Origin of the sequence: Phyllobacterium sp. 628 (assembly GCF_014189505.1) — a bacterium.
GTDB lineage: Bacteria > Pseudomonadota > Alphaproteobacteria > Rhizobiales > Rhizobiaceae > Phyllobacterium.
The window spans coordinates 3,833,559-3,860,000 of sequence record NZ_CP050301.1 but is presented as its reverse complement, the minus strand read 5'-3'; the positions used below and the strand labels follow the sequence as shown (position 1 = coordinate 3,860,000).

The window sequence follows — 26,442 nt, the reverse complement described above, 5'->3', positions numbered from 1 at the left end:
ATCATTTAAAGAAAGCGTAACAGCTCACTGGTCTAAATAAGGGTCTTTGCGCCGAAAATGTACCGGGGCTAAAGCCATACACCGAAGCTGTGGATTCTTGGAAACCTTCGGGTTCCCGGGAGTGGTAGCGGAGCGTTCTGTAAGCCGTTGAAGAGAGACCCGTGAGGGCTCTTGGAGGTATCAGAAGTGAGAATGCTGACATGAGTAACGATAAAGGGAGTGAGAGACTCCCTCGCCGAAAGTCCAAGGGTTCCTGCTTAAAGTTAATCTGAGCAGGGTTAGCCGGCCCCTAAGGCGAGGCCGAAAGGCGTAGTCGATGGGAACCACGTTAATATTCGTGGGCCTGCGGGTAGTGACGGATCGCGTATGTTGTTCTTCCTTATTGGATTGGAAGGGCTTCGAAGCGGTTCCAGGAAATAGCTCCCGCGTATAGACCGTACCCTAAACCGACACTGGTGGACTGGTAGAGAATACCAAGGCGCTTGAGAGAACTGCGTTGAAGGAACTCGGCAAATTGCACGCGTAACTTCGGAAGAAGCGTGACCCTTATGTACGCAAGTATGTGAGGGTGGCACAGACCAGGGGGTAGCGACTGTTTACCAAAAACACAGGGCTCTGCGAAGTCGCAAGACGACGTATAGGGTCTGACGCCTGCCCGGTGCTGGAAGGTTAAGAGGAGAGGTGCAAGCTTTGAATCGAAGCCCCAGTAAACGGCGGCCGTAACTATAACGGTCCTAAGGTAGCGAAATTCCTTGTCGGGTAAGTTCCGACCTGCACGAATGGCGTAACGACTTCCCCGCTGTCTCCAACGCAGACTCAGTGAAATTGAATTCCCCGTGAAGATGCGGGGTTCCTGCGGTTAGACGGAAAGACCCCGTGCACCTTTACTATAGCTTTACACTGGCATTCGTGTCGGCATGTGTAGGATAGGTGGTAGACTTTGAAGCCGTGGCGCCAGCCATGGTGGAGTCATCCTTGAAATACCACCCTTACCTATATGGATGTCTAACCGCGGTCCGTTATCCGGATCCGGGACAGTGTATGGTGGGTAGTTTGACTGGGGCGGTCGCCTCCTAAAGAGTAACGGAGGCGCGCGATGGTGGGCTCAGACCGGTCGGAAATCGGTCGTCGAGTGCAATGGCATAAGCCCGCCTGACTGCGAGACTGACAAGTCGAGCAGAGACGAAAGTCGGTCATAGTGATCCGGTGGTCCCGCGTGGAAGGGCCATCGCTCAACGGATAAAAGGTACGCCGGGGATAACAGGCTGATGACCCCCAAGAGTCCATATCGACGGGGTTGTTTGGCACCTCGATGTCGACTCATCGCATCCTGGGGCTGGAGCAGGTCCCAAGGGTATGGCTGTTCGCCATTTAAAGCGGTACGTGAGTTGGGTTCAGAACGTCGTGAGACAGTTCGGTCCCTATCTGCCGTGGGTGTAGGAATATTGACAGGATCTGTCCCTAGTACGAGAGGACCGGGATGGACGTATCTCTGGTGGACCTGTTGTGGCGCCAGCCGCATAGCAGGGTAGCTATATACGGACGGGATAACCGCTGAAGGCATCTAAGCGGGAAACCCACCTGAAAACGAGTATTCCCTATCAGAGCCGTGGAAGACCACCACGTTGATAGGCCGGGTGTGGAAGTGCGGCAACGCATGAAGCTTACCGGTACTAATAGCTCGATTGGCTTGATCATTCTCATTACTTATATCCATCTGACAAAGTCAGATAATTAAAGGCGCTCACGCATGAGCGGGTCTTCGACCCTATGCTCCGCGAGGGCCTTCGGACGACCTAGCGGTCTGAGGGGTGCTTCTCCTGAAATCTCAGGGGAAACACACAACGCCGCGATAATTGTCCATATCGAAACGACAACAAAACCAGCTTCTCTTTCATCGTTGCTCTTTGCTGACCTGGTGGTTACAGCGGAGCGGCTGCACCCGATCCCATTCCGAACTCGGCCGTGAAACGTTCCAGCGCCAATGGTACTTCGTCTCAAGACGCGGGAGAGTAGGTCGCTGCCAGGTCTGCAAAGCGCAACATGAAATCACACATAACCAATTCCATACAACCCAATCAGGCCGCCCCCAAAGCGGCCTTTTGCTTTTGCAGACCAGCTAAAGTAAGATAAGCCTTACAAAACCGGAAAACCAAAAGCACAGCGCCGCAAGGCAAAAACTTCCTGTCGAAAGACAGAAAAAGCGGCAATCGCCGCTTGGTGGCGCGGGGTGGAGCAGCATCCCCGTCCGACCGCAGAAGCCCTTCAGCTTCGAGGACGGACAAACGGAAATATCCGGGCTGCAAACCGGCACAGGCCGGATATGGTGGCGCGGGGTGGAGCAGCCCGGTAGCTCGTCAGGCTCATAACCTGAAGGTCACAGGTTCAAATCCTGTCCCCGCAACCAATCTTCCCAAACAAACTAAAAACTAGGAACGTCATCGTCAGGCTCAGAACCTGAAGGGTGAGCGGTCGTCCGGGCAAAGCCCGGGAAAACAGTCCAGTGGACTGTTTTAAGACCCGAACGGGCAAATCCTGTCCCCGCAACCAACCAAACTCCCGGACAATCAACCAGCTTCCCAAACGCCTCATGAAACCCTGAACTAAAAACACCAAACCCAGCCTCGCGGGGTTTTTGTCGTTGGAAGAGCTGAGTAATTCGATGTGGAAAATAAGCGCGATTTACAGGGTCTTTGAAATCAATGACATTAAAACTTAGGCCGTAATATCCACCACGCCGCAATCGCCCGTTTCACTGCCGAAAACCAGACGATGTCCGGTCTTGTCCCAATCCATGGATGAAATAGCGCCTTTGCCGGGGCGACGGAGCAGCACTTCCTTCTGATCGCCAAAACGGCCAACAAGGATCATGCCGTCGGAATAACCGATCGCCACGATATCCTCAACCGGATGGCAGGCGACAGCAGTCACCAGACTATCGCCGCGCGTACCAAGTTCCAGCGGGGCTTTGCCCATCGGGCCATCCTTGCCGGCGAACGGCCAGATCACTGAAGCTGGGGCACCGGATGTTGCCAGCCATTTTCCTTTAGGGCTCCATGACCAGCTCTTTACCTTATTGGGATAGCCCGTCATGCGCATGTGGCGGTTGTCTTCCAAGCGCCAGCCATGCAAGGCGTTTTCCTGCATCGACGTGACAAGGAAACGATTGTCCGGCGAAAAAATCACCGATACATGCGCGCCCTTCCATTCGAGTTCGGTCGGTGTCGCGTTTGTGGCGGGCCAGTGCAACGTCACGCCATTATAGCGCGCAACGGCCAGCCGCATTCCCTTGGGCGCAAAGGCAAGCCCTTCGACACTGCGCTCATGCACAAATTCACTCATCGAACCGTCTGGCGCGCGCACCCAAGCTGTCTTGCCGGAAGCGAAAGCCACAGCACCGTTGGGCGCTGCAGCCAAAGCGGTCAACCACTTGCGCGGAATAGAGCTGAGCTCTGTGACTTCGCCATTCAAACCGATGGAACAAACACGGCCATCTTCACCAGATGTAAGTAATGACTTACCATCGGCTGATGGTACAGCACACAAAAGCCCGTCATGGGCCTGCACGGTCTTATGACCATTGTCTAAACGATGAACCGTGCCATCCGCCAAAGCAAAGAACGGAACTTCCTGTATAAATCGCGCATCGATGCAATGGCCGGCGAGGTCAAAGGGAGCAATGGTCGGCATCAGGTCGTAAACTCATCAATGGAATTAAAACAGGATAAAGTCCGGTCCGGCCTTTCAACAGGCCGGACATGCATACGCGGCTTGGCCCTTTGGAGCAAGCTCAGGCAAGGCAGCTTTCAAGGCCGGATTTCAGCGCATCGTGGTCAAGTTCGCGGCCAATAAACACAAGACGGCTTTCATGCTTTTCGCCGTCTTTCCACGCCCGCTGATGATCTCCTTCGATGATCATGTGAACGCCTTGGATGACATAGCGCTCAGGGTCATTTTTAAAGGCCATGATGCCTTTGAGCCGAAGAATGTTCGGTCCCTGATCCTGGGTAATTTTCTGCACCCAAGCAAAGAATTTTTCGGCGTTAAGTTCGCCTGTTCGAAGCGATACAGAGATTACTGTCGTGTCATGAATGGGCGACGCATGATCATGATGATGGTGATCATGATGCGCGTGGTCATGATCGTGATGATGATGGTCGTGATCATGGTCATGATGATCACAATCGGGACCACAGGCATGATCCGGATGATCGTGATCGAGGAAATGCGGATCGCTTTCCAGCGCGCGTTTCAGATCGAAGGCACCACGATCAAGAACGCGGGACAGATCAATGCCGGCCCGTTCGGTGCGGTGAACGACCGCGTGCGGGTTGATAGTGCGCACTGTGGCCTCGACGGCAGCCAGTTCTTCTGGCGAAACAAGATCTGTCTTGTTGAGCAGAACCACATCGGCAAAGGCGATCTGATCTTCAGCCTCGCGGCTGTCTTTCAGACGCAACGGCAAATGCTTGGCATCAACCAGCGTAACGACTGCATCAAGCATGGTCTTGGAGCGGACATCGTCGTCCATGAAAAATGTCTGGGCGACGGGAACCGGGTCGGCAAGACCCGTGGTCTCGACGATGATCGCATCAAAGCGGCCGGGGCGGCGCATCAGGCCTTCGACAACACGGATCAGATCGCCGCGCACTGTGCAGCAGATACAGCCATTGTTCATTTCGTAGATTTCTTCATCCGACTCGACAATCAGATCATTGTCGATACCGATTTCGCCGAATTCATTGACGATCACCGCATAGCGTTTGCCGTGGTTCTCGCTCAGGATGCGGTTCAGCAGCGTGGTTTTGCCGGATCCGAGATAACCGGTCAGAACGGTGACGGGGATGTGCGGGGCGCGTGCCGTATCCGGCGCAGCATTGATGGTCGTTTGAGCTTCACTCATCGTGTGCCTCTTTGAATGGATGAACACAGGATATAGGTGATCCCGGCAGGTTTTGCCACACCCGCAGCGTTCAATTGCGTGAATGGTATGTTCAATGGCATTGAGCCGGTGATCAGGTGAGAACAGAGCTATCGAAACGGTCGATATCTTCAAGCAGCTCGACAATGCCCTTAATACTATGCGCGATGATCTTTTCACCCGCATCAGCCGTAGCCCGTGCAGCGTTTCCCGCAACGCCAAGTCTGTTCAAGTCCAACATTTTCCAGCCAAAAGCATGCGGACCATAGGCGCGCAGGTGCTTGAATGTCTCGGCATAAATGCGCTGACTGGAATCAAAGTTCTGCGCTTTGGCCATATCAACGCGCTCCGGGTAAAGCGCCAGCATCACTGATGTCTCGATAAAGCCGCCATGGATATCCAATGCTTTGTCCTGTGGTGAGATCAGGCCATCCGGCAAACCAAATCGTGTCCAACTGGTAGCCACGGCAAGCATATGGAAACGAACCCGCAGCTCTGTGGCGACGATTGTCATCAGGGGGGAATTGCCGCCATGGGCATTCAGAATCAGAAGTTTGGATTGTCCGTGCTTTGCAAGGTTCTCTCCTATTCCGATCCAGCGACGAACTGCGTCGTCAAAAGCCAGGCTCCTTGTTCCCTCGATATCCATGTGCTCGATCGAGTAACCAACGGGCTCAACGGGCAGGAAATTGATGGAAAGTGACGAGGGAACAGCCGTTTTCAGGCGATCAACGATCCCCTGCGCAATCAAGGCGTCGGTTTCAAAGGGCAGATGCGGTCCATGCTGTTCATGTGCACCGAGCGGAAGGACAGCAATTGTTCTGGCGGAATCGGTCGGCATGGGTCACTCGTGGTTTTGGTCGGTCACGTCGGCACAACCAACTGATGGCGACTTAGCATAACCAACTGATGGCAACGAAGATATGTGCGATTGCCGCGATTTTCTGCGCTTATTTAACCCTCTGCAGCAATTCGTCGGCAAATTTCATCAGTTTGTCATATAAGAATTGTAACGCGGGTTCATCGGGGGAATGTGCTTGATGGTGCGAAGCTGCAAGTTGGGGCGCCAAAGGCTGATTTCAAACATTATGATGCCTGTGTCGTGTCGATATCCTTCGCCTGATAATTGCCATTTACCAAAAAGAGCTAGCCGCCTTATCATCAACCGGACAATTGGTTCAAAGCGAGCAGGAATTTGAATGGTCAAGGAACGCAAGCCCCTCATTCTCCATCGTCTGCAATCGACCGCGCGCTTGACGCGAACGGCATTGGCGACCCGGCTTCTCGCGCATGGTTTCTATGCCGGACAGGATGCCGTCATGCTGCAGCTCGCCCATGAAGACGGGCTGTCTCCCAGCGTTTTGGCAAAACGCCTCGGCGTGCGCCCGCCGACAATTACCAAAACCATTTCGCGCCTGCAGACGCAGGGTTTCGTCAAAAAGGAAGGCTCGGCGACGGATCAGCGTCAGGCTCATATCTTTCTGACGGATACAGGCAATGAGGCGATGAAGGCCATCGAAAAATCCATCCGCAAGACTGAAAAGGATGCGATGAAGGGTTTTGACAAAAAAGAGCGCAAGGCTTTGATCAAGATGCTTCAGCGTCTTGAAATCAATTTGTCGGCTGCGGAACTTTTGCGTCAGACCGGATCTGACGACGACCATGACGATGATGACGGTGACGACGAATAATTTGCGGCTTCAAGGCGCAATTTGCCGTTACAAATCATGTGAACTTGCTAACATAAAGCAAATCCTGCCTGCTTGATTGGTTAGCTTGTTGTCTGCACCCGTTCCTTCCTCCCAGGAAGCCGTCCCAGCCGCCGCAATTCTCTATCTTTTTGCGGCGGGTATCCTGTTTTCCTGTCTGGATTCAAGCGCCAAATATCTGGTCCTTCAGGGCATCCCGCCAGCTTTTGTCTCGTGGATGCGCTTTGTCGAGCATGCATTGCTGGTTCTGATCTTCTTTCGTGGCTGGGCTAATCCAGGTCTCTTCAGGGTGAAAAGCCTGAAGTTGCAGTTGTTGCGCGGACTCTGCCTGTTTGGATCAACCTATTTCAATTTCTATGCCCTGCAGACCATGCAACTGGGCGAAACCATTACCATCACATTTGCTGCGCCGATGGTCATTGCGGCTCTGGCAGGCCCCTTGCTGGGTGAATGGGCTGGCTGGCGCCGGTGGGCGGCTATCATCGTCGCCTTTATCGGGGTGCTGATCATTGCACGGCCGGGTTTCGGTGCGTTCAATCCGGGCCTGCCCTATTCTGTAGCGTCGATGGTGAGCTATTCGCTCTATGTGCTTTTGACCCGGCATATGGCTGCTACCGAATCACCGCAAAGCCTGATCTTCTTTTCGGCACTGGCTCCGGCGATTTTGATTTCGCCCGCGATTACCCAGGCAGTCATTCCGCAAACGCCACTCCAGATTGTACTTTTGCTTATGCTTGGGTTCTTCGGCGGGGTGGGGCATTACCTCATTATTCTGGCGTACCGGCGTGCATCCACTGCGGCTCTTGCACCCTATCCCTTTCTGCAAATCGTCTGGATGCTGGCGTTTGGCTACTTCTTCTTCGGGCAGTTTCCCGATGTCTACACGCTTTTGGGTGCTGTTATCGTTATTGGCAGTGGCCTTTACGTGGTTCATCGCGAACATCGCCTGCGGACACGCTCTTGATGTGTGCCACGAAAGGACTTTGATTTATCGGGTTGCAATGGCATAACCCCTGATAACGAAAACGTAGTTTGTTTGACGAGACGGCGGGGAGGCGGTTTTTGGCGCAAAAGATCAAGTTATCGACAATCGCTGACGCGCTGAAAGTGTCTACCGCAACCGTATCGCTTGCATTGCGCGATAGCCCACTTGTGGCGGACCAGACCCGCGACAAGATCAAGGAACATGCCCGCGCCATTGGCTATATCTATAATCGCCGAGCAGCCAGTTTGCGCACATCGCGTTCAGGCATTGTTGGTGTCGTCGTTCATGACATCATGAATCCGTTCTTTGCGGAGATTTTGCGGGCGATTGAGGGCGAACTCGACCGTTCCGGTCAGACTTTCATCCTCTCCAACCATTACGATCAGCTTGAGAAGCAGCGCACGTTCATCGAAACCGTGCTGCAGCTTGGCGGTGATGGCGTCATCATGTCTCCGGCCATCGGCACACCGGCCGAAGACATCCGGATGGCGGAAGACAACGGCCTGCCAGTGGTTTTGATCGCCCGTACGGTCAAGGACGCCAATGTGCCGGTTTTCCGCGGGGATGATTCCTATGGAATCAGCTTGGCGACGAATCATCTGATTTCGCTTGGGCACACGCGTATCGCCATGGTTGGCGGCACGGACCAGACCTCGACTGGCCGCGACCGCTATGAAGGCTATCTGCTGGCCATGCAAAAAGCTGGTCTTGAAGTCAAACCGGAATGGCGCATTCCCGGGCCGCGCACCAAGCAGGCGGGTTTTGATGCGGCGCCGCAGTTTCTGGCACTGAAGGACCACCCGACTGCGGCTGTATGCTGGAATGATCTGGCGGCCATTGGTATGATGAACGGTATTGCCCGCGCCGGTATGGTTCCCGGCATCGATATTTCCGTTACCGGTTATGATGATCTCGAAGAAGCGGCAATTGCGACACCGGCTCTGACAACTGTCTGGAATGGTCAGCGCGAAGTTGGCCAGCGTGCAGCGCGGGCTCTCCTTGATCAGCTCAATGGGGCCGATACCCACGCCCGGCAGGAATTGATCAAACCTGAACTTCGCATCAGGCAGTCCACTTCAAAGCCAAAAGAGCGATAAACCCTCCGCTACTTAAAGTTTGCTTAAGGCTGTTTGCATAAGTTCTGGCCGGGCCGTAACCCCGGGAGATCGTTGTGAAGTTGAGTATTGCCACCGGAATTGGTTTCGTTGCCTTTGTCGCTATCGCTGTAATGTTCGCGAAGCCGGATTCCTTCACCAGCGCTCCGCCAGCGGCCATCGATTCAACCACGACAGCTTCGGTTGGTTTGACCGACCTCGATACGCCAACATTTCTGATCAGCAGTGCCGGTAGCAGCACCAAATGCAAGGCTTTCCCGCAGGAAAACGGACTGCCCGGACATGACGCGCTGCGTATGACCAGCGATTGTGCCACGCTTTATCCGCCGCTTGCCAATGCAACCGAGTGGCATAACAATCAGGACGGGACGATTGCCTTTGCCGACCACGCCGGTCACACGATCGTTGAGTTTAGTCCGGGTGATGGATTGGCCTATGTCAGCATCGAGCCGCGCTCGGTGCTGTTGTCGCTGTCTGCACGCGGTGTAAACCCCCTTTAACGACTTGGAACTATTCGGCGGCCTGAAGCCTTTCGCGGCTGGCCTTGTGAGCGCGGGCCGCATCGCCAAATGCAGCGAAAATCTTGCGCGACGGGCTGTCGCTCTTAACCCAATATTCCGGATGCCATTGAACGCCGACGGCAAAACCCCGCGCGTTTTTAACCGATACGGCTTCAATGGTGCCGTCGTCGGCCACAGCTTCAATGTCGAGCTGCGCCGCTGGCCGGTCGACGGCCTGCCTGTGCACGGAATTGACCTGTACGGTGTCTGACTTCATGACGTCAGCCAGACAGGAACCAGGCTTGATATGCACGGGATGGCGGATGGCAAAGCGTTCCGCCTGCTGGTCGGATTGTGGTGCGCGGTGATCCATGCGGCCATCGAGCTGCTGGATTTCGGTTGCCAAAGTTCCACCCAAGGCGACATTCAATTCCTGAATGCCACGGCAGATGGCAAGCAGGGGGGACGCCGCGCTCGATTGCCCGCCGGATCAGGGGCAGTGAGGTGGCATCGCGCGCAGGATCGTAAGGCTCATGCGCCTCGGTGGGTGCAACACCGTACAACGAAGGGTGTACGTTGGATTTGGAACCGGTAATCAGAACACCATCAACGCCGTCGAGAATGGCATCAATATCCAAACCCTCGCCAAAAGACGGAACGATCAGCGGGATGACACCGGCCGCTTCATAAGCAGCTGTCAGATACTGATCTGGTGCTGCGTGCCAGGTATAATTTTCAAAGGCGCGAACGTCGGATGTGATGGCGACGAGAGGCTGCCGCATGGGAATGCTCCATATAATAATATTGATATGAATGTAGTGCAATTTCCCGGTGTTTCCAATGGCTGCAGACCATTGAAGGCATCCGATCACAAAAGATGTTTTTCAGTGATGCTTTGGACTGTTTCAGCGGCTGGACTTGAAAAGATGAGTGTGTATGGTGGGTTCTGGACCGGGAGAACAGCAGCAAAATTGTCTGGGGTCTGTACTGAAATTCTGGAGGAGGGAATATGGATCGTCGTTCATTTATTAAGAATGCCGGATATGCGAGTGCGGGTGTTGCAGCAGCAACAACGCTGGCAGCACCGGCAATTGCGCAATCAATGCCAAAGATCACATGGCGCTGCGCATCGTCATTTCCAAAGTCACTTGATACGATCTATGGCGGCGCTGAAGTTCTGTCGAAATATCTGAAAGAAGCCACGGACGGCAATTTCGTCATTCAGCCTTTTGCGGCGGGTGAAGTTGTTCCGGGTCTTCAGGCTGCCGATGCGGCAGCGGCTGGTACGGTCGAACTCTGCCATACGGTTGCATATTATTATTGGGGCAAAGACCCCACGTGGGCACTTGGCGCGGCTGTTCCATTTGCCCTCAATGCACGCGGCATGAATGCCTGGCAGTACCACGGCGGCGGCATTGACCTGATGAACGAGTTTTTCAACAAGCAGGGCTTGCAGGTCTATCCGGGCGGCAATACCGGCGTGCAGATGGGTGGCTGGTTCCGCAAGGAAATCAAGACTGTCGAAGACCTCAAGGGTCTCAAAATGCGCATCGGCGGTTTTGCCGGCAAGGTTATGGAAAAGCTTGGCGTTGTGCCGCAGCAGATTGCCGGTGGCGATATCTATCCGTCGCTTGAAAAAGGCACGATCGATGCGGCCGAATGGGTCGGACCCTATGATGACGAAAAGCTCGGTTTCCAGAAAGTGGCGCCGTTTTATTACTATCCCGGTTGGTGGGAAGGCGGCCCGACGGTCAGCTTCATGGTCAACAAGCAGAAATGGGATTCGCTGCCGCCAAGCTATCAGTCACTGTTCCGCACTGCGGCGCAGGCGACCGATGCAAACATGCTGCAGAAGTATGACTTCGTGAATCCGCCAGCCATCAAGCGTCTGGTTGCCGGTGGTGCGCAGTTGCGTCCGTTCAGCCCGGAAATTTTGAATGCATGTTTTGAAGCGTCAAATACAGTTTATGCTGAAATCGAGGCGACCAACGCACCGTTCAAGAAGATCTGGGATTCGATCAAAGCCTTCCGCAACGAGCACTTCCTTTATGCGCAGGTGGCCGAATATACATTCGATACATTCATGATGGTCCAGCAGCGCAACGGCAAGCTCTGAACTTTTCAACGCAAACAAAAAGCCCGGCAGCAATGCCGGGCTTTTTGTTTGTCTGTCGCCTACATTTTCGGCGGCTGGCTCAAATCAGGTGCTGCCGGTTGTGCAGGTGTGGCCGGGGCGGGAGCGGGACTGCCAAAAGGTGGTGCACTGAGATCGGTGCCTAATCCACCCCCAAGGCCTCCACCCAATCCACCTCCAAGACCGCCGCCCAGATCACTGTTCGGGATCTGGATGTTCACAGGTGCATTGGTATTGACCGGACCTTTGTAATGCATGACCATTTGCGGGAATATGATCGTCAGCGCTACCATCAGCAACTGGATGCCGACGAATGGTACCGCACCCCAATAGATCTGGCCTGTGGTAATCGGCTGGATCTTCTTGCCGGTGATCTTGTCCATATAAGGCACTTTTGCTGCAACGGACCGCAGATAGAACAATGCAAAGCCAAATGGCGGATGCATGAAGCTCGTCTGCATGTTGATGCCGAGCAGAACGCCGAACCAGATCAGATCAATCCCGAGCTTGTCGGCGACGGGCGCAAGCAGTGGCACGATGATGAAGGCAAGCTCGAAGAAGTCGAGAAAGAAGGCCAGGAAGAAGACGAGAATGTTGACGACAATCAGGAATCCGACCTGCCCGCCTGGCAGTGACACGAGCAGGTGCTCGACCCATACCTGACCGTTCACGCCATAGAAGGTGAGCGAGAAGACGCGTGCGCCGAGCAGGATGAACAATACGAAGGATGACAGCCGTGTTGTTGATGCCAGAGCCTGATTGACCGCGTCAAAGCTTAGCCGTCCCTTTGATGCCGCCATCAGCAATGCGCCTACCGCGCCCATGGCGCCGCCTTCCGTTGGCGTGGCAATGCCGAGGAAGATCGTGCCGAGAACGAGAAAAATCAGGGCCAGCGGCGGGATGAGAACAATGACCACCTGCTGTGCAAGGCGGGACATCAGGCCAAAACCAAATGATTTGTCTGCCAGTGCAAAAGCATAGATGACGACAACGCCGATGGTTGCTCCCCAGATATCGGCGTTATCACCAAGCGATGGTTTTAGCCAAATGATCGCCGCATAGGAGATCGCTGCTGCAATCGCCAGAGCGATGAGCAGCGATGTAACGCCGGAACCCAATGTACGCGCCTCGATTGGCAATGCCGGCATGGATTTGGGTTTGAAGATCGACAGGGTCAGAACATAGGCCATGTAAAGACCGGTGAGTACGAGACCCGGAATCAGCGCCCCGTGATACATATCGCCAACCGAACGGCCCAACTGATCGGCCAGAACGATCAGCACAAGGGATGGTGGAATGATCTGCGCCAGCGTTCCTGATGCTGCGATCACGCCTGACGCCACGCGCCGGTCATAACCATAGCGCAGCATGATCGGCAGTGAAATCAGACCCATGGAAATAACGGAAGCGGCGACAACCCCGGTGGTTGCCGCAAGCAGAGCACCGACGAAAATTACCGCATAGGCAAGGCCGCCGCGGATCGGACCAAAAAGCTGGCCGATTGTATCGAGCAGGTCTTCGGCCATCCCTGAACGCTCAAGGATAATGCCCATGAAGGTAAAAAACGGAATGGCGAGCAAAGTGTCATTCGACATCACCCCCCAGAACCGCTCGGGCAGCGCATAGAGAAAGGGCCAGTCAAGAGTGATTGTCCCGTTGGAATAGGGGGCAAGCTCAACGCCAACGAAGAAGAACAGCAATCCGTTTGCCGCAAGAGCAAACGCGACGGGGTAGCCGACCAGCATGAAAATGATCAGCGAGGCGAACATGATCGGCGCCATGTTCTGTGCGATAAACTCAATCATTGCGCGCCTCCGCCATGGCTACTTCCTGCTCCGCAATTTCCTCAAGGGAAAGCGGTGGATTGGGATCAGGAATAACGCCGCGCATGACAGCAATCTTTTTGATGATTTCGGAGACACCCTGAATGGCGAGCAGAAGGAAGCCAACGAGAAGGATGAGTTTTCCCGGCCATTGGACAAGGCCGCCGGCACTGGGCGAGCCTTCGCCGCTGCGATACGAAAGGCTGAAATAAGGAACGAAGTAGAAGCACATAAGAATGACGAAGGGCATCAGGAAGAAGAGATGCCCGAACAGGTCGATCCAATGCTGCACCCGGCGTGAGAAGGCGCCGTAGACGATATCAATACGGATATGTTCGTTCTGTTGCAGCGTGTAGGCGGCGGCAAGCATGAAGGCGCCGCCGAACAGAAACCATTGCAGTTCCAGCCACGCATTGGATGATTGGTTGAACACCTTGCGGACGATAGCGTTGCCGGCACTCACAACAACGGCCAGAAAAATCAGCCAGGCAACGTTCCGTCCAACGAATTCATTGATACGGTCAATCATTCTCGACAAGCCAAGCAAAGCTGACATGCAATTCCTCCCCATAGACCGGCCATTTCAATTGCCGGATATTCACCCAGACAGCCTTTGTTTATGGAGCGTGCCGCTCTTGAACGCGGCGGCAGTGTGCTCTTTGGGGCTGTCTCTCCCGAATGGTATCAGCTTGCACTGTTACCAGCCTCATACCAGCGCATCAACCCAATTGATTATCTGTGGCAGAAAGTGAATTCGCGGCATTGCCGTCCGATGGTTGTCTTCGGTACATGGGCAGTCTAACAGTGAAGAAACAACCCGGCGTGATGCTTATTGGTAAGTAGTATAATGACAGGTGCCTCTTCTATTTCTGTTGCAGGAAAGACTATTGCAGTAACCGGCGGATCGTCAGGTCTTGGGCTGCGAATGGTTCAAATTCTCGCTGCCCATGGTGCCAACGTGGTTTCCATTTCGCGGACGTCGGCGCCGGATAATCTGCACAACGCCAATATTCTGAACATTATCGCCGATGTGACCATCGCTGATGATATTGAGCGCGCCTTTGACGAAGCCGAGGAGAGACTGGGTACAGTCACCGTGGTTTTCAACAATGCTGGCGTCGCCGCCATGGAGCGGGCACTCACCACGACACGCGAACAGCTGCGTCATATTTTCGAGGTGAATGTCGAAGGCGCGTTCTTCATCGCGCAGGAAGCAGCCAAGCGAATGATCAAAGCCGGCGTCGGCGGATCGATTGTCAATTCATCGAGTATCCTTGCCGAAGCGCCGATCAAGGGGTCGGCAGCCTATGCCATGTCAAAAGCAGCGATTACCCAGATGACGCGCTCGCTGGCGCTGGAATGGGCCTCGCATTCTATCCGCGTGAATGCCATTGCGCCCGGCTGGTTTCCGACGCGGCTCAACGAGTCAATCATGAGCGGCCCGGCTCATGGGTTTCTCAAAGGCAAGAATCCGATGCGCAGGCTGGGTGAGCCCGAGGATATCGACGGTGCTGTGCTGCTATTGGCGTCGGATGCCAGCCGTTATATGACCGGTACAGTCATGACTATTGATGGCGGGCACAGTCTGCTCAGCTAAATACGTTCCGCTTCGTTATTGTTGGTGCGGACTGCCAGGAAAAACACCAGCAGGGAGAAAACCGCCGCATCGCGCCAGAGCACGGAAAAATACCCGCCCCAAAGGGATTCAATCACGCCGACAATGGCTGCGCCCAAAGCCGCATGTAACGGGCGCGAAAGCCCCCCTGCGGCAGTAATGAACAGGATTTTCAAACCGAAGATCATGCCGGTGCTGAAACTGACATTGCCGTAATAAAGTGCAGCCAGAAAGCCAGCGAGAGCGCTCACGCCACACGCGGCGAGAATGGCTCTTGTCCTGACGCGCCCCGGATCAATGCCGCACATGGCTGTGGCGAATGGCTCATCGCTGACCGCACGCCATATGCGCCCAGCCGAAGTGCGGTTCATGATCAATTCTCCCGCGCCTATGACGGCGACTGCGACGAGAATGTTGACCACTTGTATTTGCGTCAGGCTGATATCCACATCTGGGCCGAGCAGATGAACCGGTGCGGCAAGCAATGGCGGCAGCCAATAATCCCGCGTGTCGGCGGCAAGGCGCGACACCTCCATCAGGAATATGCTCAGCCCCAGCGTTGCGACAAGAACGGTGTTGCGGCTGCTGTTTTCCAGCGGTTTGTAGATCAGTTGCGCAATGGCATAGCCGCCCAAGCCGACATAGAGAATTGCCACCGTGACGCCGAAGCCGAGCGCCAGTGGCAATGTCATCCAGAGTGCTGTCCAGCCAAAGGCCGTCACCAGAATAAACGTCTGGCCGGAAAAAGCGAACAGGGCGCCGAGAGACAGGTCGGTCCGGTGGGTTATCCCGTGCATCAGAACGTAGCCATAGGCAAGCAATGCGTAGAGCGCCGCGTTGTGGATGCCGTTGATCAGCAATTGCAGAAAATATGTCATCGAACACTCGCAATTTCACTTTCATACTAACTTGCAAAATTGATTTTACCAGTTAGAATTTTCACATGACCTTTGATTGGAATGCTCATCGATTCAGTGGTGGCGTGCTGGCGCTTGATCTCGCCAATACCGTCATTTTCCGGGAAACGCCTGATCGCGCAGAAGACCGGTTTGCCGATTTGTCCGAGTTGCAGCGCTTTGCCGTTGCCGCCGCACATTTTCGTAAAGGTGAATGGGGTGAAGCCCAGTTCCATGCGCCAGTTCGGCAACCGGATATCAGCAAGTTGATGGATGCGCGCGAGGCAATCAACACGCTGTTTCGCACGGCCGTGCGTGGCGGCGGGCTGAAGCCGGAAAACATGACAAGGTTTTTGCAGCTTGGATCAACACTCGTTTGCGATGAGCCGGGTACGCAGGATCTGACATTGCCCAACCCCGTTGACGCGGGGCGGTCCCTGTCGCTCGGCACCGCAGCATTTCTGTCGGGGTTAAGATTGCTCGAACCCCAACGGCTGGAGCGGATCAAGATTTGCCCGAATTGTCACTGGCTCTACTTCGATGAAAGCCGCAATCGCAGCCGGCGCTGGTGCGACATGACGGTTTGTGGAAATCGGGCCAAGGCCCAACGGCACTATCGCCGCAACAAAGATCAACCGGGACATGGCAATGTTTAGAGCAAAACGTGCGCACCCAATTCTGCTGCTGTCAGTTCTCGTCGGAGCCCTGGTTTTGGGCGCTTGCCGGGACGCGGGTGAGGGGGACTATCTGGCCGTTGCGGGCAAAATTTTTGTCTTCAACTATCGGATTGCAGAAGCCACCTATCATTTAACTTTGACCAAGACGCGGCCCTTGCCCGAGGGCTCTGTCCTTGAGACACATTTTGAGAATCCTGCAGGTGGAGATCCTATGGTTGTCAGGCAGACAATCTGGCCACTGATGGAAAAGATTTCGGTCGATAGCCCGCCAATCAAATGTGTAAAGGCTGGGCGCGAATACAAAGTTTCCATGCAGCTTGAAGATTCAAACGGCAAGAAATTGCAGACGATTGAACGGACGATGATATCGGATACGGACCAGTCGGTGATGCCTGACAAGCCTCTGGTTGTCGGGCCATTTTACGATCCTAGGAGGCGTTGACAAAGTGGCGCATCCACAGGCGGATTGAGACGATGTGGACGAAGCCGAGATAACTGTCGGCGGTTTTGTCGTATCGGGTTGCAAGCCTTCGAGCGTTTTTCAACTTGTTGAAGCAACGTTCGACCATGTTGCGCAGGGCATAGATAGCGGTATCGATGGGAAGCTGGACGAGCCTGTTGCGTTTGGTCGGCACCAAGGCGATACCACCGCGCTTTTCCATGTCCTGACGAATAAAATCGGCATCGTAACCCTTGTCAGCCAGTAGCACCTTTGGCGCGGGTCCGTCGGCGTCCATAACGGGCATGTATCCCTTGAAGTCCGAGACTTCTCCGCTAGTCAGTGTGAAGGCTATGGGCAGGCCCATCGCATTGATACGGAGATGGATTTTGGTCGTAAAGCCACCTTTTGAGCGGCCAAGACCCTGACGCGGAGTCCCCCTTTAGCGCCGGCTGAACAATGATGTGCCCGGATGATTGTGCTGTCGATCATTTGCAGGCTGGGATTACCGTCACCACTTTCGTTAAAGGCCTCAAGCAGCACATCCCACAAGCCCGACAGTGTCCAGCGCCGGAACTGGCGGTAAACTGATGACCATTTGCCAAAGTGTTCATGCAAGTCGCGCCAAGCGACACCTGTCCGTGCGATCCAAAATACCCCATCCAGAACAAGCCGGTGATCTCTTGGTCGTCGCCCACTGCGAGCGCCTCGTTCAATCACAAATGGTTCCAGGCAGGCCCATTCCTCATCGCTCATCAAACCTCGGATCAAGATAACCTCCGTGAAAGCTACCTTGAATCAAAACCTACGTGATTTGAAAACCCTCTTTGTCAACACGTCCTAACCCTGACAAAAGCAAATCCGATACTCCCTCGACGGCCTGTCCCGCTTAACTGGTAGCAAATATTGCTTTTGCCGGGCGCCATGACCTTTAGGAATTGGTAATTCTGTTTCCTGTTTAATAAATATCAGTTTGACATCGAGCCCAAATAAATATTCTAAATGCATGCCTCATACATAATCTGAGTATCGTTGGCGTTTGTTCGAAAGTATTCGTTAACGTATCCAATTATGGGTACAGTTATTCACGGACATTTTGATGAAAATTGAACGCAACGAGAGTATTTTTCTCGAAATCCTGTTCCTGCGCACCCTTTATGCGAACAAAAAGGCTGTATGGTGGACGTCTGTTATTCAGATTGTCGCGACGCTGGTTATTTACGTCAAAACAGAACAGACCATCTATGTGGCATTTGCCGTCGCGTTCTTCCTGATTGTTCTTGGCCGCACGGCAAATGCCAATGCTTTTGAGCAGAAGGACCTGTCGTCAGCGACAATGGCTGATCTGCGCAAATGGGAATGGCGTTATCTCTTCGGCGCAGTGAGCACATGCATTCTGCTCGGTCTGTTGTGTTTTGTGAGCATTTATGTGTTTGCTGATACGTCTGCTGCTATTACCAGCGTTGCGATCGTGGTTGCCTCAATGGTGGCGCTGGTTACCCGCAATTATGTATCGCCAACGGTCATCATCGGCATGTCGGCCGGCATTCTGGCGCCGCTTTTTCTCACATTTGTCCTGCTTGGCGGTATTTACAACTGGCTTCTGGCGCTGCTGATCCTGCCCTATTTCTGGAGCAATATCCGTATTGCTTCCAAATTGCGCCAATCGCTGTGGGATGCACTGCTGGGCAAACAGCAGTTGAGTGTGGTGGTCAGTCACTTCGATGCGGCCCTCAATGGCATGCCGCAGGGATTGCTGATGTTTGACCGGAATAAAAACATCACCGTAGCCAATATGAAGGCTGCGAAAATGATGGGGTTTGACGACCCCGAACAAATTCACGGCCGGTCACTGAAAAGCCTCCTGCGGCTTGCCCGGGTAAGGACGCATTTTCCGGAAGAAACGCGCGCTTCCCTATCTGCGAAAATGGACGACCTTCTGAGTGGCCGCAAAGAGCGTGACATGTTTGTCTCACCTGCCAGACGGCATTATGAGTTTACCGCAACACCCGACCCGCAGCACGGCACGGTGCTGATTTTTCAGGATGTCACCCGGCGGGCCGAGGCCGAAGCGCAGATCAATCAGATGGCGCGTTATGACAGCCTGACCGGTTTGCCCAATCGCAGCCAGTTTGAAGAGATTGCCAAGACCTATACCGACAGTATTGATGCCGGCATGCAGATCGGGCTGATGGTGGTTGATGTCGACGGGCTGAAGCGCACCAATGATACGTTTGGCCACCGCATCGGCGATGAATTGTTACGGGCTTTCGCTGACCGGCTGGCGTCGATTGATATGAAGCATCCGGTTATTTCGCGCTTTGGCAGTGACGAGTTTGTCCTTATGTTCGCGGCAGCAACGCGGGATGATGCGCTCAAGAATGTCGAGCGGATCATGGGCGCGATTTCGGGCCAGTATAATGTTTCCGGCCATGAAATATTGACAGGTGCCCATTCCGGCGTTGTGATTGTTCAAGCCGGTGATTTCGACCTCGCTGTCATGCATATGAATGCGGATCTGGCGCTGGATGTGGCCAAGAAGGACAGTCAGAAACATTGGGCAGTCTTTGTCGAAACGATGGATCACTCCTTCCGCAGCAAACAGCGTTTGAAAGCCGATCTGCGCAGGGCAATTGCTGACGGAACCCTGTCCGTTGCGTACCAGCCGATCATCAATGTCCGCACCCTGCGCATGATCGCCTGTGAAGCCCTGTCGCGATGGAATCATCCGGAGTTTGGCCCGATCTCGCCGGCCGAGTTTATTCCCATGGCGGAAGAGATGGGCCTGATCTCTGATCTGACCCGGAACGTTATCGAACAATCCATCCGGGATTGCAGCCAATGGGGTTCACGCATTGCTGTGTCGATCAACCTGTCATCCCATGATCTGCAAAATATGGATATGGCTGATATTATCCGCTCTGCCCTGCAGCGTTACAATGTCGAGCCGGAAATGATCGAAGTTGAAGTGACTGAAGGGGCGATCATCACGGACCGCGAGGCGACGGGTGGCGTTCTTGAAAGTCTGAAAGAAATGGGCCTGCAGGTTGCCATCGATGATTTTGGCACTGGCTATTCAAGCCTGAGTTACCTCAAGGATTTGCCCGTCACCAAAGTGAAGATCGACCGTTCCTTCATAACGGATATTACCGAGGAAGGCCGCTCGCTGAAGCTTCTGCGCGGTATTGTACAGATGACCCATGAGCTGGGCCTGTCCGTGACAATTGAGGGATTGGAAACACGGGAGCAATTTGCCCTGATCAACCGCTGGATCGGCGCCGAATATGTGCAGGGCTTTCTCTATGGCGCTGCCACGACGGCCGAGAATATTGCAAAGAATTTTGACATCGAGATGGTGCAATTGCAGGTGCAGCCGAAGGGTAGTTCAAGAGCCAGCATGAATTGAGCAGAAACTCTTGAAAGAGTTGCGCACCATCTTATCGATTATCGCGCTTGACGTGCCCGGTTTCTTATCGAAAACTCGCGCCGTTGACACAGCAGAGTTTCACAGGGAAGAACAGCTGCCATGATTGCACAAATCGCCATTGCGCCACTCGTAGCCTTGATCGCCGGGATCATTATTCTGATCGCGCCGCGCCTGCTCAACTACGTGGTTGCTCTGTACCTGATCATCATTGGTGTAACCGGACTTTTCCCGCATCTGCTCAGCTGACGCACGGCAGAGAATCGTTCAATCGGTAAAATTGGCATAGAGCCCAATTTTATCGGGCGAGGGGCTTTTCAGCGACCATCTGCGCATTGCGCTGTTGCAGGGTTTTCGCTATTGCCAATGGGACCAAGACTTTATGAGGTTTGAAGATGGCTGAACATCACGATACTGCACCGGCTGAACTGGGCGCACCTATGGACTACAATGAGCATGAAAGGACCTACAATCTTTTCCTCGCTCTGTCGAAATGGGGCGCGATTATCTGCATAGCCTTGGTTGCAGCAATGGCATTCGGCTTTTTCGCCGGCGGGTTTTTCTCCGCTATCATTCTGTTTATTGTTATTTGTGCGGCTGCCTGGTTCCTTCTTTAAAACGCGCTCCACACAGCGTTGTTCATATACCGGGCGGATAATCCTGCAGAAACCGCTTTTATGAGCGGACCCTTCTTCAGGATTGCCAATCGTCATGGCGGGACAGGCGCGCTGGTCTTCGGACCACTGTCTGTATAGTGGCAACATGTTGGGGGTGAGGGGCTTGGCTCAAACACTATTCATACCGAAAGAGACTGACGTTCACGAGTCGCGGGTTGGCGGTTCGGCGGAAACCGTCAAGAAACTTATCGGTCTCGGTTTTTCAGTGATTGTTGAAGGTGGTGCGGGTATTTTGTCCCGCATTCCAGATCGTGAATTTGAAGCGGCGGGCGCGAAGATCGGCAAAACAGCCGATATCAAGAACGCCGATGTCGTTTTGAAAGTCCGGCGGCCGTCGTCTGCCGAGCTCAAATCCTATAAAAAAGGTGCGGTTGTCATCGCGATGCTCGATCCCTACGGCAATGATGCTGCCGTCAAGGAATTGGCCGATGCCGGTGTCACCGCCTTCACCATGGAATTCATGCCGCGCATCACCCGCGCGCAGGTCATGGACGTGCTGTCCAGCCAGGCCAACCTTGCTGGTTATCAGGCAGTGGTTGATGCGGCTGAAGAATATGACCGCGCGCTGCCTATGATGATGACAGCGGCCGGTACAGTACCCGCTGCCAAGGTCTTCATCATGGGTGTTGGTGTTGCCGGTCTGCAGGCGATTGCTACGGCCCGCCGTCTCGGCGCGGTTGTCACGGCAACGGACGTGCGTCCCGCGGTGAAGGAACAGGTCGCCTCGCTGGGTGCCAAGTTCCTTGCGGTCGAAGACGAAGAATTCAAGGCGGCTGAAACCGCTGGCGGTTATGCCAAGGAAATGTCGAAGGAATATCAGGCCAAGCAGGCTGCGCTGGTTGCAGAGCATATTGCCAAGCAGGATATCATCATTACCACGGCCCTTATTCCCGGACGTCCGGCACCAAGGCTCGTAACGCGGGAAATGTATTCCCGCATGCGTCCAGGCTCGGTGATCATTGATCTGGCGGTTGAGCGCGGCGGCAATGTCGAAGGCGCGGTTGCAGGCAAGATCGTGGATGTTGATGGTGTGAAGATCGTCGGCCACCTCAATGTGGCTGGCCGTATCGCGGCTACCGCGTCGCAGCTTTACGCCAAGAACCTGTTCGCTTTCGTTGAGACGCTGGTCGACAAGGATGCGAAAGCCATCAAACTCAACTTCGAAGATGAACTGGTCAAGGCCACTGCGCTGACCCATGACGGCAAGGTCATTCATCCGAATTTTGCTTCGACGGCGACCGCACCTGTGGCAAAGCCTGCAGCCAAAAAAGCAGCGGCACCGGCGAAGGCAGCGACCGTAAAGACAGAGGCCCCCAAGGCTGAAGTCAAAGCGGAGGCCAAACCGGCAGCAGCCAAGAAAGCTGCACCCGCCAAAGCGGCCCCGAAAAAAGCTGCACCCAAGAAGACTGCCCCGAACCCGGCTGAAGGAGAGGCATGATGGCTGATACCGCACTCGAAAAAGCGCTTGAAAGTCTTAATCAGGCCGCAGACATGGTCCGTCAGGCCGCAGAAACCATGCCGGATGCGGCTGGTGCTGCAGCCCATGCAGTCACCGGTGGTGCCGTTGATCCTTTCGTGTTCCGCCTTGCGATCTTCGTCCTGTCGATCTTCGTCGGCTATTACGTTGTCTGGTCGGTGACCCCGGCGCTGCACACGCCGCTTATGGCAGTGACCAACGCCATTTCCTCAGTCATCGTGGTTGGCGCCCTGCTTGCCGTCGGTCTGTCAGCCAGCGGTTTTGCTACCGGCTTCGGCTTCATTGCCCTCGTGCTTGCCAGCGTCAACATTTTTGGCGGCTTCCTTGTGACCCATCGCATGCTCGCCATGTACAAGAAAAAAGAAAAGTGAGACCTGAGCAATGAGCGTAAATCTCGCAGCTTTTCTTTATCTCGTCTCCGGCGTCCTGTTTATTCTGGCGCTGCGCGGCCTGTCGCATCCAACCACCAGCCGTCAGGGTAATTTCTACGGCATGATCGGTATGGGTATATCGATCATCACCACATTGACCCTGGCTGAACCAAGCTTTCGCGGTCTCGGGTTGATCGTCATCGGTCTCGCCATCGGCGGCGGTGTCGGTGCCTATACGGCCCGGCGTATCGCCATGACAGCGATGCCGCAGCTGGTTGCGGCCTTCCACTCGCTGGTTGGTCTTGCCGCCGTCATGGTGGCTGCCGCTGCAATCTACTCGCCCAATTCCTTTGGGATCGGTGAAGTCGGTTCCATTCACGGGCAGGCGCTGGTGGAAATGTCGCTGGGCGTCGCCATTGGTGCGATCACCTTCACCGGCTCGATCATCGCCTTCCTGAAGCTCGATGGCCGCATGTCCGGCAAGCCGATCATGCTGCCGGGCCGTCACGTGCTCAATGCCGGTCTGGCAATCGCCATCGTTGCCCTGGTTGTGGCGCTGGTGATGAGCGAAAGCCATTTTGTTTTCTGGTTGATCGTTCTTCTTTCACTGGCTCTTGGCGTTCTGATCATTGTTCCCATCGGTGGCGCAGACATGCCCGTCGTTGTGTCGATGCTGAACTCCTATTCGGGTTGGGCTGCGGCCGGTATCGGTTTCACGCTGGGCAATCTGGCGCTGATCATCACCGGTGCGCTGGTGGGTTCCTCCGGTGCGATCCTGTCCTACATCATGTGTAAGGGCATGAACCGTTCGTTCATCTCGGTTATTCTTGGTGGCTTCGGCGGTGAAACCGGCGGTGCTGCGGCTGGGGAAGTCGAACAGCGTCCGGTCAAGCAGGGTTCTGCAGACGATGCGGCCTTCATCATGAAGAACGCGTCCAAGGTCATCATCGTGCCGGGTTATGGCATGGCAGTGGCGCAGGCCCAGCACGCCTTGCGTGAAATGGCCGACAAGCTCAAGGCTGAAGGTGTTGAAGTGAAATATGCCATTCATCCGGTCGCTGGCCGTATGCCCGGCCATATGAACGTGCTTCTGGCCGAAGCCAATGTGCCTTACGACGAAGTGTTCGAACTCGAAGATATCAATTCCGAGTTTGCGCAGGCTGATGTGGCTTTCGTTATCGGTGCCAATGACGTGACCAACCCGGCCGCGAAGACAGATCCGAAATCGCCGATCTTCGGCATGCCGATCCTTGATGTCGACAAGGCCGGGACGGTTCTGTTCATCAAGCGCGGCATGGGTTCCGGCTATGCCGGTGTCGAGAACGAACTGTTCTTCCGCGACAACACGATGATGCTGTTTGCCGATGCCAAGAAGATGGTCGAGAACATCGTCAAGGCACTGGATCACTGATCCTGCCGCCATCGTGACAAATAAAAACCCGCCGGATTGGCGGGTTTTTTATTGCAGGGTTTGCTGGATTGCTTGCCCGATCCTCTGTTCAAAGACCGCCAGTCGGACGGGGGATAGGCTCTCGCAATTATAAAGGGACAGCATGGTAAAGCGCGCCTTGGGTGCGCAGGTTCCGATGACAGCTGTTTTGAGAATACGGCGCACGGGACGAAGCATAACAAGCCGGTCAATCCACCAGGGCGAGCCAAGCGTGGTGACGACTATGCAGTTCTTCATGTTGTTAAGGCGCGGAAGCATCCGGCCAAAATCAGGAGCGTGATCATACGCCGTGCCCGGAACAAAGACCCGGTCGATCCAGCCTTTGAGGATTGCCGGTAGTCCAAACCACCATGTCGGGAAGATGAGGATGAGCACATCGGCCGCCTGCAATGCGACCGCGTCTTCGCCTACAGCACTGCCAGCATACTCAGAGGCGTAATAGCTCTGACGCTCTTCGGGCGAGAGACGTGGATCAAAGTCGCGCTGGTAGAGATCAAAGAACTGGAGCGTGTTGGGTGACGCGGCAATCTGCTCTGTCACCAGTGCGGTCAGATGACCGCAAAGACTGTCTTTGAGTGGATGAGCGGAAACAACGAGAAACCGCTTCATTGGATGGGATATCAGGAGCCGCGGGTGCGGGCGAGGCCGTCCAGCGCTGGCTTATATTTTGGATCAAGCTGTGCAGCCTTGGAATAGGATTTGGCCGCGCGGGCCTTGTCGCCGCGATGTTCGTAGATCAGAGCCTGATTGGCCCAGCCTTCGGCTTTCGTGCCGTCCAGTTTGATGGCGTTGTTGAAATCGTCAAAGGCGTTGTCATCGTCGCCCATTGCCACATAGGAAATGCCACGGCCATTATAGGGCTCGGCCGCATCCGGCTGCAGCGAGATCGCCGTGGAGAAATCTTCAATCGCCTGCTTGTGCTGACCACGCGCCTGATAGATCAGACCGCGATTGTGATAGGCGCGCGGATCTGTGGTATTCAACTGGATCGCCTGCTGGAAATCATTGAACGCCTGATCCAGCTGTCCGGCAAGACGATACATGTTGCCGCGGCCAATATAGGCAGCGTCATACTGCCCATTGATCTGGATGGCTTTGCTGTAGTCCGACAGGGCTTGAGGATTGTTGCCCATGTTGCGGTAGACCAGCGCACGGTTGGCATAGGCCTGATAGAAATTCGGATTGAGCTGCAACGCCGTGTTGAAGTCCTTGATCGCATCGCTGTTGCGACCAGCACGGCCAAAGGCAGAACCGCGCACATTATAGGCTTCGGGATCGCGCGGGTTGTTGCGGATAACGTTGTCGAGCGAACTGATGTTCTCGGAAGAGCCCTGGGCCTTGTCGATACCGGTCATGTCGGTGGTCGATGTCTGGCATCCGGCAAGGGCCAGCGTGAGGACCGAAGCGATCACCAATCCGGCGGTGCGCAGCGTCTTGAATGTCGATTGCGGGTCGCGATACGAAACCATTTCAAAAGAATGTGTCATACTGTCAATATCCCGTTCAACCGAAAGCACAAAAAGGGCGGCGTGACGCAAGCCACTCCACCCCGTTGTTGTGTCAAGGCGTTAATAAATTGCTGATCAACGAGCCGCAGCAGGACGGGCCGGAGCCTTGCGTACTGGCATTGGCAGAAGACCTTCGCGCTGTGCCTGCTTGCGGGCAAGCTTGCGAGCGCGGCTGATGGCTTCTGCCTTCTGGCGGGCGCGCTTGATCGAAGGCTTCTCGTAGTGATCATGCATCTTCATTTCGCGGAACATGCCTTCGCGCTGCATCTTCTTCTTGAGGACGCGGAGAGCCTGATCAACATTATTTTCGCGTACGAGTACCTGCACGTTTTATCCTGTATCTCTTAGAATTTCGTTGAGCCTGAACTCTGTTCCATCCTGGTCAGTCGGACAGCAACCCAGACTTCGCGACGGTCATCCATCGCAAACTGGTGTGCCCATTATCAGAATGGCAATGGAATGTCCATGGCGAAGCTTTTAAAAGCGCCGATATTCTTTTAGCGCGACGCAATACGCCTGCCGCAATTTTAGAATATCCGGCATGGAACGCCAATCTCCGTCGCAAAATGGCAAAAGACCTTTGAGCGGATGCGTTACTGATGCATAAAAGCGCGATCCTGCGCCCGCAAAATCGATGTCGATTTCAGGACAGGGTCAAGCTCTCGAAAATCGTCGGAACAAATCGCTCTGCCAAGGTCAGCATTAAGGACCAAACGCTCTG

Annotated in this window: 24 protein-coding genes, 1 tRNA gene, 2 rRNA genes and 1 pseudogene (1 of these 28 cut by a window edge); 17 read left to right on the top strand and 11 right to left on the bottom strand. The window is 54.6% G+C overall.

All coding sequences use genetic code 11. The features are described from left to right. The 3 genes from HB779_RS20520 to HB779_RS20510 form a co-directional block, all read left to right on the top strand. Positions 1 to 1,698 (top strand): 23S ribosomal RNA (locus HB779_RS20520) (it extends 1,278 nt beyond the left edge of the window). A 216-nt stretch (positions 1,699 to 1,914) separates the two neighbouring features. Further along, positions 1,915 to 2,029: ribosomal RNA gene (gene rrf / locus HB779_RS20515) — 5S ribosomal RNA — on the top strand. A gap of 301 nt (positions 2,030 to 2,330) precedes the next feature. After that, a tRNA-Met gene (locus HB779_RS20510) sits at positions 2,331 to 2,407 on the top strand. Positions 2,408 to 2,715: 308 nt separating this feature from the next. On the opposite strand, the gene HB779_RS20505 is transcribed toward HB779_RS20510, so the two are convergent. From HB779_RS20505 to HB779_RS20495, 3 genes are all read right to left on the bottom strand, one after another. Continuing rightward, on the bottom strand, positions 2,716 to 3,690 hold the full coding sequence (locus HB779_RS20505) for a WD40 repeat domain-containing protein (protein ID WP_188344053.1): 975 nt from the start codon (positions 3,688 to 3,690) through the stop codon (positions 2,716 to 2,718). Between the two features lie 100 nt (positions 3,691 to 3,790). After that, on the bottom strand, positions 3,791 to 4,903 hold the full coding sequence (locus tag HB779_RS20500) for a GTP-binding protein (protein ID WP_188344052.1): 1,113 nt from the start codon (positions 4,901 to 4,903) through the stop codon (positions 3,791 to 3,793). Between the two features lie 112 nt (positions 4,904 to 5,015). Beyond that, positions 5,016 to 5,762, bottom strand: a complete 747-nt coding sequence (locus tag HB779_RS20495) for a creatininase family protein (RefSeq protein WP_188344051.1) — start codon at positions 5,760 to 5,762, stop codon at positions 5,016 to 5,018. A gap of 358 nt (positions 5,763 to 6,120) precedes the next feature. On the opposite strand from HB779_RS20495, the gene HB779_RS20490 reads away from it, so the two are divergent. The 4 genes from HB779_RS20490 (at position 6,121) to HB779_RS20475 (ending at position 9,230) form a co-directional block, all read left to right on the top strand. Further along, positions 6,121 to 6,612 carry a MarR family winged helix-turn-helix transcriptional regulator gene (locus HB779_RS20490; RefSeq protein ID WP_188344050.1) on the top strand — a complete coding sequence of 164 codons (492 nt, stop codon included), beginning with the start codon at positions 6,121 to 6,123 and terminating at the stop codon, positions 6,610 to 6,612. An 88-nt stretch (positions 6,613 to 6,700) separates the two neighbouring features. Beyond that, entirely contained in the window at positions 6,701 to 7,594 is an 894-nt protein-coding gene (locus HB779_RS20485; protein WP_244642441.1) for a DMT family transporter, read from the top strand. A 98-nt stretch (positions 7,595 to 7,692) separates the two neighbouring features. Next, positions 7,693 to 8,712 (top strand): LacI family DNA-binding transcriptional regulator, encoded by a 1,020-nt coding sequence (locus tag HB779_RS20480; RefSeq protein WP_188344049.1) that lies wholly within the window; start codon positions 7,693 to 7,695, stop codon positions 8,710 to 8,712. A gap of 74 nt (positions 8,713 to 8,786) precedes the next feature. Then, positions 8,787 to 9,230, top strand: a complete 444-nt coding sequence (locus HB779_RS20475) for a hypothetical protein (RefSeq protein ID WP_188344048.1) — start codon at positions 8,787 to 8,789, stop codon at positions 9,228 to 9,230. A gap of 10 nt (positions 9,231 to 9,240) precedes the next feature. Here HB779_RS20475 and HB779_RS20470 read toward each other — a convergent pair. After that, positions 9,241 to 10,012: pseudogene (locus HB779_RS20470) on the bottom strand (gamma-glutamyl-gamma-aminobutyrate hydrolase family protein). Positions 10,013 to 10,239: 227 nt separating this feature from the next. Here HB779_RS20470 and HB779_RS20465 point away from each other — a divergent pair. After that, positions 10,240 to 11,346: a TRAP transporter substrate-binding protein gene (locus HB779_RS20465; protein WP_188344047.1), complete on the top strand. Its 1,107-nt coding sequence runs from the start codon at positions 10,240 to 10,242 to the stop codon at positions 11,344 to 11,346. A 59-nt stretch (positions 11,347 to 11,405) separates the two neighbouring features. Here the strand turns inward: HB779_RS20465 and HB779_RS20460 are convergent, their stop codons facing one another. Then, a complete protein-coding gene (locus HB779_RS20460; protein WP_188344046.1) occupies positions 11,406 to 13,169 on the bottom strand; it encodes a TRAP transporter large permease subunit in 1,764 nt (587 codons plus the stop codon). Further along, positions 13,162 to 13,743 (bottom strand): TRAP transporter small permease subunit, encoded by a 582-nt coding sequence (locus HB779_RS20455; RefSeq protein WP_188344045.1) that lies wholly within the window; start codon positions 13,741 to 13,743, stop codon positions 13,162 to 13,164. Before HB779_RS20455 ends, HB779_RS20460 begins: the two co-directional genes overlap by 8 nt. A gap of 291 nt (positions 13,744 to 14,034) precedes the next feature. On the opposite strand from HB779_RS20455, the gene HB779_RS20450 reads away from it, so the two are divergent. After that, positions 14,035 to 14,784, top strand: coding sequence for an SDR family NAD(P)-dependent oxidoreductase (locus HB779_RS20450; RefSeq protein WP_188344044.1), 750 nt, complete (start codon positions 14,035 to 14,037; stop codon positions 14,782 to 14,784). Here the strand turns inward: HB779_RS20450 and HB779_RS20445 are convergent. Then, entirely contained in the window at positions 14,781 to 15,680 is a 900-nt protein-coding gene (locus HB779_RS20445; RefSeq protein ID WP_188344043.1) for a branched-chain amino acid ABC transporter permease, read from the bottom strand. The two genes, HB779_RS20450 and HB779_RS20445, sit on opposite strands and share 4 nt — an antisense overlap. Before the next feature lie 65 nt (positions 15,681 to 15,745). On the opposite strand from HB779_RS20445, the gene HB779_RS20440 reads away from it, so the two are divergent. After that, positions 15,746 to 16,354 carry a CGNR zinc finger domain-containing protein gene (locus HB779_RS20440; protein ID WP_188344042.1) on the top strand — a complete coding sequence of 203 codons (609 nt, stop codon included), beginning with the start codon at positions 15,746 to 15,748 and terminating at the stop codon, positions 16,352 to 16,354. Next, positions 16,347 to 16,817, top strand: a complete 471-nt coding sequence (locus tag HB779_RS20435; RefSeq protein ID WP_188344041.1) for a hypothetical protein — start codon at positions 16,347 to 16,349, stop codon at positions 16,815 to 16,817. Before HB779_RS20440 ends, HB779_RS20435 begins: the two co-directional genes overlap by 8 nt. On the opposite strand, the gene HB779_RS20430 is transcribed toward HB779_RS20435, so the two are convergent. Further along, positions 16,804 to 17,570 (bottom strand): IS5 family transposase gene (locus HB779_RS20430; protein WP_371823908.1). Its coding sequence is split into 2 segments (ribosomal slippage): positions 16,804 to 17,249 and positions 17,249 to 17,570, totalling 768 coding nucleotides; the frame shifts between segments, so codons are not numbered across the junction. The two genes, HB779_RS20435 and HB779_RS20430, sit on opposite strands and share 14 nt — an antisense overlap. Positions 17,571 to 17,913: 343 nt before the next feature. Between HB779_RS20430 and HB779_RS20425 the strand changes: the two genes are divergently transcribed. The 6 genes from HB779_RS20425 to HB779_RS20400 all read left to right on the top strand — a co-directional run bounded on the left by HB779_RS20425 (position 17,914) and on the right by HB779_RS20400 (position 24,174). Then, on the top strand, positions 17,914 to 20,220 hold the full coding sequence (locus tag HB779_RS20425; protein WP_188344040.1) for a bifunctional diguanylate cyclase/phosphodiesterase: 2,307 nt from the start codon (positions 17,914 to 17,916) through the stop codon (positions 20,218 to 20,220). A 120-nt stretch (positions 20,221 to 20,340) separates the two neighbouring features. Continuing rightward, positions 20,341 to 20,487, top strand: coding sequence for a DUF3096 domain-containing protein (locus HB779_RS20420; RefSeq protein WP_091878304.1), 147 nt, complete (start codon positions 20,341 to 20,343; stop codon positions 20,485 to 20,487). 146 nt (positions 20,488 to 20,633) lie between these two features. Continuing rightward, complete coding sequence (locus tag HB779_RS20415) at positions 20,634 to 20,855, top strand: aa3-type cytochrome c oxidase subunit IV (protein WP_188344039.1); 222 nt, start codon at positions 20,634 to 20,636, stop codon at positions 20,853 to 20,855. Between the two features lie 163 nt (positions 20,856 to 21,018). Next, positions 21,019 to 22,353, top strand: a complete 1,335-nt coding sequence (locus HB779_RS20410) for a Re/Si-specific NAD(P)(+) transhydrogenase subunit alpha (protein WP_188344038.1) — start codon at positions 21,019 to 21,021, stop codon at positions 22,351 to 22,353. After that, positions 22,353 to 22,763, top strand: a complete 411-nt coding sequence (locus HB779_RS20405; protein ID WP_188344037.1) for an NAD(P) transhydrogenase subunit alpha — start codon at positions 22,353 to 22,355, stop codon at positions 22,761 to 22,763. The genes HB779_RS20410 and HB779_RS20405 overlap by 1 nt, the downstream gene beginning before the upstream one ends. A gap of 10 nt (positions 22,764 to 22,773) precedes the next feature. Next, positions 22,774 to 24,174, top strand: a complete 1,401-nt coding sequence (locus HB779_RS20400) for an NAD(P)(+) transhydrogenase (Re/Si-specific) subunit beta (protein ID WP_188344036.1) — start codon at positions 22,774 to 22,776, stop codon at positions 24,172 to 24,174. A gap of 48 nt (positions 24,175 to 24,222) precedes the next feature. On the opposite strand, the gene HB779_RS20395 is transcribed toward HB779_RS20400, so the two are convergent. The 3 genes from HB779_RS20395 to rpsU form a co-directional block, all read right to left on the bottom strand. After that, positions 24,223 to 24,822 carry an NAD(P)H-dependent oxidoreductase gene (locus HB779_RS20395; RefSeq protein WP_188344035.1) on the bottom strand — a complete coding sequence of 200 codons (600 nt, stop codon included), beginning with the start codon at positions 24,820 to 24,822 and terminating at the stop codon, positions 24,223 to 24,225. An 11-nt stretch (positions 24,823 to 24,833) separates the two neighbouring features. Beyond that, positions 24,834 to 25,682: a tetratricopeptide repeat protein gene (locus tag HB779_RS20390; RefSeq protein WP_244642719.1), complete on the bottom strand. Its 849-nt coding sequence runs from the start codon at positions 25,680 to 25,682 to the stop codon at positions 24,834 to 24,836. Positions 25,683 to 25,796: 114 nt separating this feature from the next. Then, positions 25,797 to 26,048 carry a 30S ribosomal protein S21 gene (gene rpsU / locus HB779_RS20385; RefSeq protein ID WP_188344033.1) on the bottom strand — a complete coding sequence of 84 codons (252 nt, stop codon included), beginning with the start codon at positions 26,046 to 26,048 and terminating at the stop codon, positions 25,797 to 25,799. Between the last annotated feature and the right edge of the window lie 394 nt (positions 26,049 to 26,442).

Bases quoted from the DNA above. Each gene is read 5' to 3' on its own strand.
- HB779_RS20505 (WP_188344053.1), bottom strand. From the start codon at position 3,690: ATGCCGACCATTGCTCCCTTTGACCTCGCCGGCCATTGCATCGATGCG.
- HB779_RS20500 (WP_188344052.1), bottom strand. From the start codon at position 4,903: ATGAGTGAAGCTCAAACGACCATCAATGCTGCGCCGGATACGGCACGC.
- HB779_RS20495 (WP_188344051.1), bottom strand. From the start codon at position 5,762: ATGCCGACCGATTCCGCCAGAACAATTGCTGTCCTTCCGCTCGGTGCA.
- HB779_RS20490 (WP_188344050.1), top strand. From the start codon at position 6,121: ATGGTCAAGGAACGCAAGCCCCTCATTCTCCATCGTCTGCAATCGACC.
- HB779_RS20465 (WP_188344047.1), top strand. From the start codon at position 10,240: ATGGATCGTCGTTCATTTATTAAGAATGCCGGATATGCGAGTGCGGGT.
- HB779_RS20460 (WP_188344046.1), bottom strand. From the start codon at position 13,169: ATGATTGAGTTTATCGCACAGAACATGGCGCCGATCATGTTCGCCTCG.
- HB779_RS20455 (WP_188344045.1), bottom strand. From the start codon at position 13,743: ATGTCAGCTTTGCTTGGCTTGTCGAGAATGATTGACCGTATCAATGAA.
- HB779_RS20450 (WP_188344044.1), top strand. From the start codon at position 14,035: ATGACAGGTGCCTCTTCTATTTCTGTTGCAGGAAAGACTATTGCAGTA.
- HB779_RS20445 (WP_188344043.1), bottom strand. From the start codon at position 15,680: ATGACATATTTTCTGCAATTGCTGATCAACGGCATCCACAACGCGGCG.
- HB779_RS20440 (WP_188344042.1), top strand. From the start codon at position 15,746: ATGACCTTTGATTGGAATGCTCATCGATTCAGTGGTGGCGTGCTGGCG.
- HB779_RS20435 (WP_188344041.1), top strand. From the start codon at position 16,347: ATGTTTAGAGCAAAACGTGCGCACCCAATTCTGCTGCTGTCAGTTCTC.
- HB779_RS20425 (WP_188344040.1), top strand. From the start codon at position 17,914: ATGAAAATTGAACGCAACGAGAGTATTTTTCTCGAAATCCTGTTCCTG.
- HB779_RS20420 (WP_091878304.1), top strand. From the start codon at position 20,341: ATGATTGCACAAATCGCCATTGCGCCACTCGTAGCCTTGATCGCCGGG.
- HB779_RS20415 (WP_188344039.1), top strand. From the start codon at position 20,634: ATGGCTGAACATCACGATACTGCACCGGCTGAACTGGGCGCACCTATG.
- HB779_RS20405 (WP_188344037.1), top strand. From the start codon at position 22,353: ATGGCTGATACCGCACTCGAAAAAGCGCTTGAAAGTCTTAATCAGGCC.
- HB779_RS20400 (WP_188344036.1), top strand. From the start codon at position 22,774: ATGAGCGTAAATCTCGCAGCTTTTCTTTATCTCGTCTCCGGCGTCCTG.
- HB779_RS20395 (WP_188344035.1), bottom strand. From the start codon at position 24,822: ATGAAGCGGTTTCTCGTTGTTTCCGCTCATCCACTCAAAGACAGTCTT.
- HB779_RS20390 (WP_244642719.1), bottom strand. From the start codon at position 25,682: ATGGTTTCGTATCGCGACCCGCAATCGACATTCAAGACGCTGCGCACC.